The sequence below is a fragment of the Edaphobacter sp. genome, assembly GCF_035532915.1.
Classification (GTDB): Bacteria; Acidobacteriota; Terriglobia; order Terriglobales; family Acidobacteriaceae; genus Edaphobacter.
Genome location: NZ_DATKQC010000062.1, coordinates 1 through 15,079 on the forward strand (window position 1 = coordinate 1; position 15,079 = coordinate 15,079).

The 15,079-nt window shown below is 57.1% G+C and carries 8 protein-coding genes; 6 read left to right on the forward strand and 2 right to left on the reverse strand.

Features of this window, described 5'->3' with window-relative positions; all coding sequences use genetic code 11:
• The 3 genes from VMU57_RS03250 to VMU57_RS03260 form a co-directional block, all read left to right on the forward strand.
• Window positions 1-2,874 (forward strand): carboxypeptidase regulatory-like domain-containing protein (locus tag VMU57_RS03250; RefSeq protein WP_325380735.1); only part of this gene is annotated, 2,874 nt, incomplete at its 5' end.
• Between the two features lie 105 nt (window positions 2,875-2,979).
• Window positions 2,980-4,239 (forward strand): endo-1,4-beta-xylanase, encoded by a 1,260-nt coding sequence (locus tag VMU57_RS03255; protein ID WP_325380737.1) that lies wholly within the window; start codon window positions 2,980-2,982, stop codon window positions 4,237-4,239.
• A gap of 63 nt (window positions 4,240-4,302) precedes the next feature.
• The gene (locus tag VMU57_RS03260) at window positions 4,303-6,972 is read left to right on the forward strand and encodes a glycoside hydrolase family 3 C-terminal domain-containing protein (RefSeq protein ID WP_325380739.1); all 2,670 of its coding nucleotides are present in this window, start codon (window positions 4,303-4,305) and stop codon (window positions 6,970-6,972) included.
• 49 nt (window positions 6,973-7,021) lie between these two features.
• Here VMU57_RS03260 and VMU57_RS03265 read toward each other — a convergent pair whose 3' ends face one another.
• Entirely contained in the window at window positions 7,022-7,906 is an 885-nt protein-coding gene (locus VMU57_RS03265; protein WP_325380741.1) for an aldo/keto reductase family oxidoreductase, read from the reverse strand.
• A gap of 87 nt (window positions 7,907-7,993) precedes the next feature.
• On the opposite strand from VMU57_RS03265, the gene VMU57_RS03270 reads away from it, so the two are divergent.
• The gene (locus VMU57_RS03270; protein ID WP_325380743.1) at window positions 7,994-8,641 is read left to right on the forward strand and encodes a TetR/AcrR family transcriptional regulator; all 648 of its coding nucleotides are present in this window, start codon (window positions 7,994-7,996) and stop codon (window positions 8,639-8,641) included.
• 223 nt (window positions 8,642-8,864) lie between these two features.
• Window positions 8,865-12,386 carry a TonB-dependent receptor gene (locus VMU57_RS03275; RefSeq protein ID WP_325380745.1) on the forward strand — a complete coding sequence of 1,174 codons (3,522 nt, stop codon included), beginning with the start codon at window positions 8,865-8,867 and terminating at the stop codon, window positions 12,384-12,386.
• A gap of 168 nt (window positions 12,387-12,554) precedes the next feature.
• On the opposite strand, the gene VMU57_RS03280 is transcribed toward VMU57_RS03275, so the two are convergent.
• Window positions 12,555-13,436, reverse strand: coding sequence for a LysR family transcriptional regulator (locus VMU57_RS03280; RefSeq protein WP_325380747.1), 882 nt, complete (start codon window positions 13,434-13,436; stop codon window positions 12,555-12,557).
• 142 nt (window positions 13,437-13,578) lie between these two features.
• Between VMU57_RS03280 and katG the strand changes: the two genes are divergently transcribed.
• Window positions 13,579-15,079, forward strand: a 1,501-nt coding sequence (katG, locus tag VMU57_RS03285) for a catalase/peroxidase HPI (RefSeq protein ID WP_325380749.1), incomplete at its 3' end; no start/stop codon positions are given.

Genomic DNA, 15,079 nt, shown 5'->3' on the forward strand with positions numbered 1-15,079 from the left:
CCGGGTGTGGTGGTGGCTCCGTCGGCCAATATCGACCAGGGCCAGACCAAGACCTTTCCGGTGGTCGCAGCGGTGACGATCAACGGGACCCGCGCCAACCAGGTTAACTACATGCTGGACGGCGGCAATAACGTCGACGAATACACCAACGTCAATGCTCCCTTTCCGATGCCCGACGCACTGCAGGAGTTCAGCGTGCAGACGAGCAATTACAACGCCGAGTATGGCCAGAATGCGGGTGGAGTGGTAAACATCATTACCCGCAGCGGCTCGAACCAACTTCATGGAGACGCGTTTGAATATCTGAGGAACCGTGTGTTCAATGCGGCGAATTACTTTAGCTACGTCGGAACGAAGAAGACGGTCGATCCGCTCAAGCGCAATCAGTTTGGCGGCACCATAGGCGGCCCGGTCGTGATTCCACATCTCTACAACGGAGCGAACAAGACCTTCTTCTTCTTTGGTGTGCAATCGACGCGGATCCGCACGAATGGCGTGGGCGGCACGGCGTTTCTTCCTACTCCGGCACAGCTTGCCGGAACCTTTACCGGGGTGTCTAGCCCGATCTTGAATCCCAAGACGTTGCTCCCCTATCCATGCACCCCGACAGGGGCCACGTTTACCTGCACGGTCAATCCGAACGACTATAACCAGTCGTCGCTGGCGCTATTGAAGTATCTGCCGACGATCAGCGGAACCGATGGAACGTACCAGTTCTTCCGACCGAGCAAGCAGAACTATATCGAATACACAGGCCGCGTCGACCAGGCACTGGGAGCGAACGACCATCTGACCTTGCGCTACTTCTACGACAGCTTCGACAACGCCGGGGTGCTGGATACAACGGACCTTCTGAGCTACTCCGACCAGGCTGCGATTCGCTATCACAATGCGCTGATCTCCGAGACGCACACCTTCAACGATCACCTGTTAAACAACTTCAGCCTGAGCTATCAGATTGAAGATGCCTCGCGCGGACCGCTGGCGGGAGCGCCGGATGTGAACGATCTAGGCGTCAATGTCTGGCAGCCTGCGTTCAAGCAGATCAACCAGATTCAGGTGACGAACTTCTTTACGATTGGGGATAATCCCGCGGCCAGCTTCCGCCGCAACAACTACACGCTGGCCGACGATCTGCACTGGGTGATCGGCAGCCACACGATGAGCTTCGGATTTCACGGAGAGCTGGCGAAGGTAGATGTCGATAACCAGTTTCAGCAGCCCGGCGTCTTCCAGTTCAACAGCAATGCGTCGATCTCTAATCCCCTGGCGGATTACCTGCTGGGCGGCCTGACAAACTTTCAGCAGGCCTCAGGACAGTACTTCAACAACCGCTACCACGTAACCGGCTACTATGCGCAGGACAGTTGGAAGGTGAATCGCCGACTCACGCTGAATTACGGAATTCGCTATGAGCCTTTTGCTCCGCAGCACGAGAGCCATGAGCGGCAGGGCATGTTCAGCCCGGCCGCGCGTGCTGCCGGTACGATTTCGACGACGCATCCCAATGCGCTTGCCGGGCTGCTGTTTCCGGGCGACGCTGGATTTGTCGAGAACATGGTGCGCCCGGTCTATTCTCACTTCATGCCGCGCTTTGGGTTTGCGTTGGACGTGTTCGGTGACGGAAAGACCAGCATTCGCGGTGGCGGCGGACAGTTTTATGACACGCGCCTGCCGGGAGTCTTCGACAATATCTTCGCCAACTCCGTGCCGTTTGTCGCTTCGGTCAACGTTCAGTTTTTGCCGACGGCGCTGGCGGACTTTTCAAACCCGTATGCGAGCGTAGCCGGCGGCAATCCGTTCCCTGCTCCGCAGCCTCCGCCGGCAAGCTACTTCACGACAGCTAACTATCAATCGTCCAGTTACAGCACGTTCGATCCTACGACCTTCCGCGTGCCGGTAACTTACTCGTGGAACCTTGCCGTCGAGCAGCAGTTCACCGACAAGCTCTCCAGCCGGATCGCCTATGTCGGGTCGCGAAGCAATCACCAGTATGTGCCGTCGGACATCAACCCGACCTATAACCAGGGGCCGAACATCGGCAAGCGCGTCTACTCCTCGCCGAACCTGCTGCAGAACTACACGCAGCAGATCGCGCAGGTGGATACGGGCGGAAACGCGATCTACCACTCGTTGCAGGCCTCGCTGCAGAACCGGATCAGCACGGGACTTACTCTCTTTCTTAACTACACATGGTCGAAGGCGATTGATAACTTTCCGTTTGGCGCATCGGCTACAGCCGTCGTGCCCGGGTCGGGATATTCGCTTCCGGTCTACGAACCTCACTTCAAGCGACTGGACTCCGGCCCTTCGGACTACGACCATCGCAATGTGTTGTCACTCTCTTACGTGTGGGTGTTGCCGAAGCTTAGCGGAGGCAATGCAGCGGTTCGGTATGCAGCCAACGGCTGGCAGACCAATGGCATCTTCGCATTCCGCAGCGGCGATCCACTCACTGTAACCGGCGCAGGAAACAGCGGAACCAATCTGAATCGCGAGCGCGGCGTGTGGAATGGCCAGAATCCTTATGGTGGAAACGCCTGCGGAGCGGTGAGCACTGCATGCAAGTCGTACCTGAACACGGCGAACTTTTCGACCAATCCGAGCTACACGGTGAATCTACCTTTGTCGTACGGCAACATCGTCAAGGGCAGCTTTGTAGGGCCGCAGTACACCGACTGGGACGTCAGCGTCATGCGCTACTTCCCCGTGCACGAGTCTGTGCAGCTCCAGTTCCGCGCAGAGTATTTCAATGTGCTGAACCACACCAACTTCGGTGATCCGAATGCTTCGGTAACGAACGGAGCGTTTGGCAGGGTCACTTCGGCCAGTGATCCCCGCATCGGCCAGATGTCGCTGAAGTTATTGTTCTAACCGCTTGAAGGAAAACACAGGCATGTGGCGTGCAGGAACTTCCTCGCGCCATATGCCTTTCATTTTTTGATCCGGCTTTTGCTGGCGACGCATAGGAGATCGAGGATGGCGACACGAAGAGAGATGTTGAGTAAAGGATTGAAGGCGGCAGCGGCAGCAACACTTTCGCGGACGGCAATCAATACAAGGCTCCTGGCACAAGTTCCCCAACATCCTGACGAGATGACACTCAACAGCGCGCCACGGCAGGAAAAGTTTCCGTCACCTGACTTTGGACGGATACCAAAAGCGCTTCCAAACGAGGCAAAGTCGGTTGCGGGCGCAGGATCGCTAAAGGCACACGCAGCACGCGTCAAATTGATCTCAGGGTCCGCAGTGATTGTGCGATCGCTTAGCAGCGATCCTGCGTTGGCGGAGTTGATCGTTGACCAGTGCGGCATCCTGGTGCCCGAGGGAGAACTGAAGTGGCGTGCCCTTCGACCGGCGCAGGACAAGTATGACTTTTCACAGGCCGATGCGCTATTCGATTTTGCAGCGAAGCATCATCTGTTAGTTCGCGGACATACCCTGGCCTGGCATAACAGCGTGCCTGATTGGCTGGCCGCTGCGCCGTCGTCGCTCGATGTGCGAAAGCTGTTTGTTGAACATATTCAGACGGTGATGAGACGATACCGAGGGCGAGTGCATTCATGGGATGTCGTGAACGAAGCGATCTTGCCGAAGGATGCGATGCCCGGCGACTTGAGAAAGTCCTTCTGGTATGAGCGTGTCGGGGCGGACTATATCGATCTTGCCTACCGTACGGCGCGCGAAGCAGATCCGAAAGCCAGGCTCACGTATAACGATTATGGCGTAGAGTACGACAACGCGGAGGATGAGCAACGCAGGCGCGCAATTCTGGAACTGCTGCGCGGGATGCAAGCACGCAAAGTTCCACTGGATGCGGTTGGGATTCAGTCGCATATCAAGGCGGCTTCAACATCGACGATTGGCAAAGGGCTGGCAGATTACATTGCGGCAATTCATGCGATAGGGCTGGAAGTTTACCTCACCGAGCTCGACGTCAACGAGGACGATATTGCCTCCAATGAGATCGTAGAACGTGATCGAGTCATAGCGCAGACGTATCGTGACTTTCTCGATGTCGCGCTGGGCAATACAGCGGTAAAACTGGTGTTGACGTGGGGCATCAGCGATCGCAGGACATGGCTCAATGACGGCCCGACGCACCATCGCAAGCAGCCGAATCGTCCGCAGCGTTCGCTACCCTTCGATGTGGAGTATCGACCCGTGCCAGCGTTTTTCGCCATGAGAGAAAGCTTTGACAGGCATCGCGTAAAGGAACGATCTGGCGACGACGCTTAGCGAGTTCATTTTTAACCGGGTTCGCCAATGCGGGCTCTCTACACATAAGGAACGGTCTTCTGCATGGCTTTCGTTATCGCCCTCTTTTTATTTTTTGTTCTCGCTCCTGCGTGCCTGATTGCTGCTCCAGCGTCTTCGCAAAGTCAGAACAAGGCTCCGCTCTATCTTGATCCCAGTGCTCCGCTGCAACAGCGTGTCGACAATCTGGTTGGGCGCATGACGCTCGAAGAAAAAGTAGGACAGATGCAGAACGAAGCACCGGCAATTCCTCGTTTGCATGTTCCTTCGTATGACTGGTGGAATGAGGGGCTGCACGGGATGGCGCGATCCGGTTACGCCACCGTGTTTCCGCAGGCAATTGGACTAGCTGCAACCTGGGACACAGGACTCATCGAGGGCGTCTCCAATGTTATCTCGACGGAAGCACGGGCAAAGTACAACGAAGCACAGCGCGTGGAAAATCACTCGATCTTTTATGGCTTGACCATCTGGTCTCCGAACATCAACATCGTTCGCGATCCCCGCTGGGGGCGTGGGCAGGAGACCTATGGCGAAGATCCCTTCCTGACGGGGCAGATCGGCAGCGCATTTGTGCGCGGGCTGCAAGGCGACAATCCAAGATATTTAGAGACAGTAGCCACCGCGAAACACTTCGCAGTGCACAGTGGTCCGGAGTCGGAGCGGCACAGCTTCGATGCCGTTATCTCGCCGCACGATCTTGAAGACACCTATCTTCCCGCGTTTCGCGAACTAGTGACACACGCACACGTGGACAGCTTGATGTGTGCCTACAACGCGGTCGATGGCGCACCGGCATGTGCCAACACAATGCTCTTGCAACAGAAGCTGAAACGCGACTGGGGATTCAATGGCTTTGTCGTCTCAGATTGTGCGGCGATCTCCGATGTCAGCGTCGGTCATAAGTACGCCCCGGACCTGGAGCACGCAGTAGCCGTATCCGTGAAGGCAGGCACCGACCTCAGTTGCGGCAAGGAGTATGCGGCATTGGTCGGGGCGGTTCGCCATCACTTGATTGCTGAGTCAGACATAGACGCTGCCGTGCGTCGCTTGTTCACGGCGCGGTTTCGGCTAGGTATGTTCGATCCTGCTGCCTCGGTGCCATTCAACACAATCCCATTCTCGCAAAATGATTCTCCCCAGCATGCTCAGCTTTCGCTAGAAGCGGCACGCGCTTCAATGGTGCTGCTAAAGAATGAACATGAAGTGTTGCCACTTCACTCCGGGCTGAAAGACATTGCTGTGATTGGGCCGAATGCCGATACGTTGCCGGCGCTTGAAGGAAACTACAACGGCGTCGCCTCGCACCCAGTGACGCCGCTCGAAGCTTTGCGGAGACGCACGCCGGGCCATGTGCGATACGCGCAGGGATCGCCTTATGTCGATGGTGCTGTCCTGCCTGTCCCCGAAACCCTACTGACCACAGATGGAGAAGCCACGCATGGTCTTCGTGGAGAGTATTTCTCTGGCACGGATTTCAAAGGCACTCCAGTGATGACGCGCATCGACCGCAGGATCGATTTCGACTGGAATGGCGCAGCACCGGCACCAGGTGTCTCGGCCAAAGCCTTTGCCGTTCGCTGGACAGGTTGGATGAGCGCACCTGCGCCCGGCACGCTGAATATGGATTTCGCGTTCGCGCATTGCAGCACGTGCGAGGATGCGGAGACGATCAAGGTATGGCTCGACGGCAAACAGGTCTATGACTACGGGCACGCAGCAACGCACGGCAGGCGAGCTCCCACGCCACCTTTTCAACTGGCATTCACCGATACCAAACCGCATCGTCTGCGTATTGAATACACACATCAGGCACCGCACTTCGGAGCCGGCCTCACGCTGAACTGGAGACCACCTCTCGCAGTGCTGCGTCAACAGGCAGTTGCGGCTACGTCTCAATCGGATGCTGTCGTCTTGTTCCTGGGGCTCAGCCCTGAACTGGAAGGCGAGGAGATGCCGATTGCAGTCAAGGGGTTTCGCGGAGGGGACCGCACTTCGATCGAGTTGCCAGACGCGCAGCAACAACTGGTCTCTGCCATTGCCGCGACAGGCAAGCCAATTGTCATTGTTCTGATGAATGGAAGCGCGATCGCGCTTGGCGACTCGGCGAAGAAGGCGGCTTCTATTCTTGAGGCGTGGTATCCGGGACAGGCTGGCGGCACGGCCATCGCGGATACTCTCTTTGGAGAGAACAATCCTTCCGGGCGGCTGCCTGTTACCTTCTATGCGAGCACGGCGCAACTGCGTCCGTTCGATGACTACAGCATGAGCGGCCGGACCTATCGTTACTTCAGCGGCGAACCGCTCTATGGCTTCGGGTATGGGCTCAGCTACACGCGCTTCGGCTACTCGTCAGGTAAGCTTTCAACCTCGTCTGTACAAGCAGGCCAGTCACTGCAGGCGCAGGTAGAAATAAAGAACGAGGGCGAGCGCGATGGTACGGAGACGGTGGAGGCCTATTTGATTCCAGAGCACGCGACTGGAGCGCCGCTGCGCCAATTAATCAGTTTTCAGAAGATGCAGCTTCACCGAGGGGAGAGCAAGACGGCGCAGATGACCTTGACACCTCGTCAGTTGAGCCTGGTGGCCGCCGATGGCGCGCGCAGTGTAGAGCCGGGCGATTACAAGCTCTACATCGGCGGAGGCCAACCAGGAAAATCCGCTGGAATTCTGCTGCGATTTCACGTCGTGGGTCGCGCTGCAATGCAGCCGTGACTTAGTCGCATGCTGACTTATCAACTCATGCGACTAAGTCTCAACCGCTTCACGATTTCGCAGGTTCATCAATTGCGTCGAGGCTGGCAATGACTTCGGGAGGAAGTTGCAGGGTTGCAGCTTTGAGGTTCTCACCTAGATGTCCGGTGGAAGAAGTCCCGGGGATCAACAGAATGTTGGGCGAACGCTGAAGAAGCCATGCGAGGGCAACCTGCATTGGCGCGCTGTTGAGTGACGCCGCTGCCGTTTCGAGCACCGACGATTGTAGCGGGGTAAACCCTCCCAGCGGGAAGAACGGCACATAAGCTATACCCTGGCCTGCGAGGTCATTGATGAACACATCATCGTTCCGATGGACTACGTTATACAGGTTCTGCACGCAGACGATCTCCGAGATTTTCTGTCCTTCGGCAAACTGCTTAGGACTGACGTTGCTCAGTCCGAGATGACGAATGAGACCCTGCTGCTTCAGTTCGGCGAGCACGGTAAGCGGTTCTTCGATGGATCCTTCCGCTGGCCCCATCACTCCTCCCACGCGCAGGTTGACGACATCGAGCCGGTCGAGCCCTAGATTTCGGAGATTGTCGTGAACGCCATCGATCAACTCCTGGCGCGAAAGAGCGTGGATCCAGGACTTGTCTTCGCCACGTCGAGCGCCCAGCTTGGTGACGATCACCAGGCCGTCCACATAAGGATGGAGCGCCTGCTTGATGATCTGATTAGTCACATGAGGGCCATAGAAGTCGCTGGTGTCAATATGGTTCACGCCGGAGGAGACGGCCTCTCGCAAGACTGCGACCGAAGCGTCAACGTCGCGCGGCGGTCCCCACACCTGCGGACCGGCAAGCTGCATCGCACCATAGCCCATGCGGTTCACCGTCATCGATGTGTTTAGAAAGGTGAAGGTGCCGCCAAGGGTTGTGGATTTCGTCATGTATGTTCTCCTGGTCTGTTCAAATGTTGTTCGTCAATATGGGTGCTTGTGTTTAGATGAAGAAAGCTTCAGATTAGGAGTTCGCATTTGCCTCAGAGTTCCCAGGTACTCCTACAGCCTCGTAAATTGCCGGTTCAGGCACGTTCGACTGCGAGTGTAGACGCCATTCTCGAAGCGACCATTCAGGTTTTGCTGGGCGTGGGAAAAGAGCGGCTGACCACAACAAGAGTGGCAATGCGAGCCGGCGTGTCCGTGGGAACGTTGTATCAGTACTTTCCCAACAAAAGCTCTCTCCTGCAGGCCGCCCTTCGACGCCACATGGACGAGGTGATGGAGGCGGTCGAACGAGTCTGTATAGAGCAGAAGGGCAACACGCTTCAGCAGATGGCGACAGCTCTTGTCACCGCATTCCTGACTGCCAAGATGAGAGATGCGAAGGCGAGCATCGCTTTGTATTCGATAAGCTCCGGTCTGGATGGAGCAAAGATCGTGCAGCAAGTGGGAGTGCGGTGCAACAAGGCAATCGTTGGTATGCTGACGACCTCCTGCGAGCCGCCAGGCAAAGACCCTCAACTTGTCGCTTCGATGTTGCAGGGCGCTATGGCTGGAGTCAGCCGTCGCTTGCTCGAATCAGACGCTCCCGAGAAGCAGTTCGACGCCTTGCACCAGGAGCTCGTCTTCCTGGTATGTGCTTATTTAGAAGCCAGCTCTGCGCGCTCGTCCGTTCTGCGATGAGTTGTTCATTGCAAATCTAAATTTCTATTTCGGTGGAGCTCGCGATTAGCAGACGAATTTTGACCATAAATCTCTCATAAAGAAATGACTTGTTAACGCCAAGTTGCTAAAACGTTATCGGTAACTTCTTTATTGACGGTCTTCAGGGCCGGACGTAGTGTTGTGTCCGTCGTCAGGGAAGATAAGTCGCCACCAATCAAAACTTACGGAGGCAGGAGATTCAATGTTGACTGAGAGAGACCGGATGCGTGCTCAAAATGCAGTGCAGGGAACGAAACGCAAATCGATTATTCGAGTAGGCGGATGGATTTTTCTGGCTGTCACACTTTGGCTAGTTCTTCCAGGTCTCAGCGCCTTCGCTCAATATGAAAACGGAAGTCTTGTCGGCACGATTCATGATGCGAGCGGAGCCGCAGTGACAGGTGCGGTGGTTACGATCAAGAACAATGCCACAGCGGCTACCACGACTGTCGCTACCAATGCCTCCGGCGACTATGACGCCCCTTCCCTTCGCGTCGGCGTTTATACGATCTCTGCAAAAGCTTCCGGTTTCGCCGACGCTGTCGCAAACAATATTTCGGTTTCGGTTGGCGTGCGCGGGCGTATTGATATGACCCTGCAGGTGGGCACAGCGCAGACTACGGTCGAGGTGAGCGACGTCTCATTGCAGATTGAGACGGATTCGAGCCAGCGTGGACAGACCATCACGCAATACCAGAGCGCTGCCCTTCCCCTGGTAAGCAGAAATTACTCCGACCTGCTGGGCTTGATCACTGGCTCCCGCCAGGCCCCAACCGCCGCGACCACCAGCTCCGTCAATAGCCTGGTGCGCGCCGGAGCCTACAACATTAATGGTCAGCGCAGCATGTTCAATAACTTCCTGCTCGACGGCATGGATAACAATGCCTACGGCGAGAGCAACCAGGGCTTCGACAACCAGATCATCGCCATTCCGCCAGACTCCGTCGCACAGTTTCAGGTCGTCACCAATAACGAGAGTGCGGAGTACGGTCACTCCTCAGGAGCCACGATCAACGCTGCTTCTGCGAGCGGAACCAACCGCTTTCATGCGACGCTTTATGAGTTCATTCGCAACACGGACCTTAATGCCGCGGGTTACTTCAAGCCGCGGACGGTCGGCAATACCGGAAATGTCATCCCCTTCCAGAAGCCTACGTTCAATCGTAACCAGTTCGGCATGAACGTCGGCGGCCCCATCCGCAAGGACAAGCTGTTTTTCTTCCTCGACTATGAAGGCTTCCGCCAGACGCTCAAACCACTGAGTGTGTTTACCCTGCCGACGCAGAATGAGCTCAACGGCATCCTTGTCGTTCCTGTAAAAAATCCGATCACCGGCGTTACCTACCAGGCCAATACCGCAATTCCTTCAACGGCCATCAATCCTATCTCGCAACAGATCATCGGCTACTTCAAGAACATCCCCGGCCTACCCACCAATGGTCTTCCGACAACAGGACTGGCGACGAACGACTACTCGAAGCAGGTCCCGTTTACCGACAACTCCGACAAGGGCGATCTGCGCCTCGATTATCAGCAGAGCGCAAGCAGCTCGTGGTTTCTTCGCATCAGCGATCGCAAGGAGACCGGCGTCAATTATCCAGCGCTGCCACTGCCGCTCGACGGCCAGACCAACGGCACCATTCGAGTTCTCGATCAGCAGGTAGCACTCGGCTATACGCATCTCTTCGGGGCCAACAAGATTCTCGATGCTCGCGTCGGCCTCTCCAAGACCAAGGCGGGCAAGTACAGCCTCTCGATCGGCAACAACGCCATCACCATCCCCGGGTTGCCGACCAATCCGGTTGTGGCGGGCGGTCTGCCCTCCACCAGCATCACCGGTTTCACTTCCTTTGGCCGTCAGAGCACCAATCCGCAGTGGCAGAACCCCGCGCTGCTCGATCCGAAGATCAACTTTACCTGGGTCAAGGGCAATCACTCGCTGAAGTTCGGCTATGAGTATGAGCACGTGTGGATGGCCGTCAACGACAACAATCCTCTCTATGGCTCCTTCAGCTACAGCGGAGGATATAGCGTTTGCCCGAGTTGCACTGGCGGAGGCAGTTCTGCGGTCAGCGATAATTACTGGGCGGATTTTCTCTTCGGCAACACCGACAACTACTCGCTGGCCAACTACTTCGTCGCTCACCTTCGTCAGACCCTTGACAGTGTTTATGCACAGGATGACTGGCACGTCAGCCCAAAACTGACTCTCAATCTCGGCCTGCGATGGGAGTACGGTTCGCCTTACTCTGAGCAGAACAAGTTCATCTCCAACTTCGATCCGACCACGCAGACCGTCTTGACCATCACGCCCGGAGCAGTGAAGGGCAATGGCATCACTCCCTACACCGGCGGGGGTGGAGTCTATGGCAGCACCCTCGTCAATCCCGACCTCAACGACTTTGCTCCGCGCCTCGGCTTTGCCTACGCCGCTACGCCGAGGACTGCCGTGCGTGGCGGATATGGAGTCAGCTATGTCCACTACACTCGCGCCGGCTCGGGTGACATTCTTGCCATCAACGCACCACAAGCGCAATTCGCCTCCGTCACTCAGCCCACTCCCAACACCACCAATCACTGCAACCCGCTGCCCAACCAGATCATCAATGGCACAACTCCCATCTGCTACGCGACCGTCGATCAGGGATATCCTTCAAGCCTTGTAACCACCTTCAACCCTGCCACGGACAACATCACCTGGGTACCCAAGAATGCGCGCGACAGCTATGTCCAGAGCTACTTCCTCAGCGTGCAACAGCAGGTTGCCAAGAACACGCTGCTCGACATCGCCTATGTCGGCAACCGCGGCCTGAAGTTGCAGGGCTTCCTCAACGGCAACCAGAAGAACCCGGCCAACAACTTTGCCCGGCCTTTTGCAAACTGGCCCAGCGATATCACTGAGGCTCCCAACGTCTTCGTCTCTCGCTACGATGCTCTGCAGGTCCGTTACGAGCAGCGATTCGTCGCAGGCTTAACTCTCCTTAACTCTTTCAGCTGGTCGCATGCGCTCGATAACGCCAGCGCCTCGCTCGAAGGCAACACGCCATCGCCGCAGGACGCCAACAATATCAAGGCCGACTACGGTCAGTCCGACTACAACCTGCCTGTGGCCAACGTGACCAGTCTCGTATATGAACTGCCCATCGGACATGGCCGCCGCTTTCTCGATAAGAGCAATGCGCTGGTCGATACCCTGATCGGCGGCTGGCAGATTAGCGGCATCAATACCATGCAGGCCGGCACGCCATTCGATGTGGGCTATTCTCCCAACTCGGCGAATGCCGTCTCTCCGCAGATCTCAGCGACCTATCGCGGAGCCAACGAGTACCGTCCTAACGTCGTCGCCGGTCAGCCGGTCATCAAGAAAACCAGGCTGGCGAGCGGCTATATCCAGTACATCAACCTTGCTGCATTCACGCTTCCAGCCACGAAGACCACAGGCGGAACGTTGCTGAGTCCCTTCGGCAATGCTTCACGCAACCCGGGACGCACTCCGGCCTTCTATCAGACCGACCTCGCCCTCAACAAGAAGTTCAGCACTCCCATCGAGAGCCTCAAGGTCGAGTTCCGCGCAGAGAGCTACAACCTCTTCAACCACACCAACCTCTACCTGCCCGGCAGCGGCCTCGGAGGAACTCTCGGAACCGTCCCCACCAGCGGAGGTCAGATCACGAGCACCTTTGAACCGCGCATTCTTCAGTTTGGTTTGAAGATCCTTTACTAACTATTTCGAAACACAAAGTGCCAGTCGCGAAAACGGCTGGCACTTTTATGCTTAAGACTCAAATGCATCTTGGGCAGATCATGGAAAGATTAACAACGGACCCTGGAAGGTGCGCCACCTGAAGTAGATTTCGGCAGGAAAGGCCGCAGATCAAAGCGGCCTGTCTTTTTATTGCGTACGGCGCGAAGCTGTCATCCCTGACAAAAAAGCCTGCTGGACGCGATTGAAGCTGCGCCCACGCAGAACCGCCGCAACGATGGTTCGAGTGGCGCGTGCATCGCTGAGGCGCACATAGTGACAGCCCGCATTTCTGTCGATCGCCATCTCGGGAACGAGCGTGACTCCGATTCCCGCGGCGACCATTCCAAAGAGGCTGCTGAACTGGCCGCTCTCGAACGCGATGCGCGGCGTGATGCGGGCGTGAGCACAGGCCGTGATGCTGAGGTCGCGAAAGCAGTGGCCGTCACGCAGCATCACGAAGGACTCTCCGCGAAGATCTTTCAGCGCAAGCGACTTTGCCCGGGCGAGAAGATGATTCTTAGGCAACACGGCGAACAATGGTTCGGTATGAAGGGGAAATAGCTCCAGGTCTTTGTGACGCAGAGGAACTGCAAGAATCGCAAGATCGATGGATAGGTTGCGCAGACTTTCCACCAGGATCGGCGTCGTCTCTTCGACAATGCGCAGCTTCGCTTCAGGATGTTTCTGGGTAAAGGCTGCCGTGTAGCGCGGCATCAAATAGGGGCCGATCGTGGGGATCACCCCTACCGCTACGCTGCCGCGAATATCCGCGCATTTATCGGCCACGCTCGATCGAGCGGTCTCCATCTGGCTGAGAATCGAGCGCGCGTGAGGCAGAAAGGCTCGACCTGCTTCGGTAAGACGAATGCTGCGGCCCAAGCGGTCGAAGAGCTTTGCGTTCAGATCTTCCTCAAGCTTGAGGACCTGTTGCGACAGCGAGGGCTGGGCGACCTGGCAGTGCTCGGCAGCGCGGCTGAAACTGCCTGTCTCCGCGACGGCACAGACGTAACGTAGTTGATGAAATTCCATAGGCGATACCTATACTCCAGATGGGTACTATGTATTGGAACTATCACTCTCCATGATGCTACATTCAGTGGGTCGAGACAAACGGAGACGACACCGCGCTATTTTCGTCGCACGGGAACCGAACAGTAATAAGGAGAGAACCATGTCTACTGAAGCAAAGTGCCCTTTTCCTCACACCGCAGGGCAAGGCACATCGATCCGCGACTGGTGGCCGAATCAATTGCCGCTCAAGATTCTGCATTCGCACTCGTCCCTGTCCGATCCAATGGACACAGACTTCAATTATGCCGAAGCGTTCAAGAGCCTCGATCTGGCAGCCGTGAAGAAAGATCTTCTGGCAGTGATGACGACCTCGCAGGACTGGTGGCCGGCCGACTTCGGTAACTATGGCCCCTTTTTTATTCGCATGGCGTGGCACAGCGCCGGAACCTACCGCATCGGCGACGGTCGCGGCGGCGCCGGATCGGGCCAGCAGCGTTTCGCTCCTCTTAACAGTTGGCCCGACAACGTCAGCCTCGACAAGGCGCGTCGCCTGATCTGGCCAGTCAAGCAAAAGTACGGCAACAAAATCTCTTGGGCCGACCTGATCGTCCTCACCGGCAACGTGGCCCTGGAATCGATGGGCTTCAAAACCTTCGGATTCGCGGGTGGTCGCGAGGACGCCTGGGAGCCAGATGAGTCCGTCTACTGGGGAACCGAAACCACATGGCTGGGCGGCGATCTTCGCTACGGCAAAGGAAAGCCCGCTGACGAAGGCGTGATCGTGGCCGATGCCGAATTGCATGGCACCGAGCAAAATCGTACCCGAGGCGGCAGCAGCGAGCGCAATCTGGAGAATCCGCTCGCCGCAGTGCAGATGGGCCTGATCTACGTGAACCCGGAAGGCCCGGATGGCAACCCCGACCCCATCGCCGCAGCCCACGATATCCGCGAGACCTTTGCACGCATGGCGATGAACGACGAAGAGACCGTCGCGCTGATCGCTGGCGGTCATACCTTCGGCAAGACTCACGGCGCAGGCCCCGCCTCCAACGTGGGCCCAGAACCCGAAGCCGCCCCCCTCGAGCAGCAGGGCCTCGGTTGGAAGAGCAGCTTTGGCTCCGGCAAGGGTGGCGACGCAATCTCAAGCGGCCTCGAAGTCATCTGGACGACCAAGCCGACCCAATGGAGCAACGAGTTCTTCGATCACCTCTTCGGCTACGAGTGGGAGCTGACCAAGAGCCCTGCCGGAGCTAACCAGTGGAAGCCGAAGGGTGACGCAGGCAAAGACACTGTGCCCGATCCGCATGACCCGTCAAAGCGTCGCACCCCATCGATGCTGACCACGGATCTTGCCCTGCGCCTCGATCCTGTCTATGGCCCCATATCGAAGCGCTTCCACGAGAACCCCGAGCAGTTCGCCGATGCCTTTGCCCGGGCGTGGTTCAAGCTGACGCATCGTGACATGGGCCCTCGCGAGCGCTATCTCGGGCCGGAGATCCCAACCGAAGAACTCATCTGGCAGGATCCCGTTCCCGCGGTCGATCACAAGCTGGTGGATGAGCAGGACGTTGCCGCACTCAAGGGCAAGATCCTGGCTTCGGGCCTTCCAGTCTCGCAGCTCATTTCAACCGCCTGGGCGTCGGCGTCCAGCTTCCGCGGCT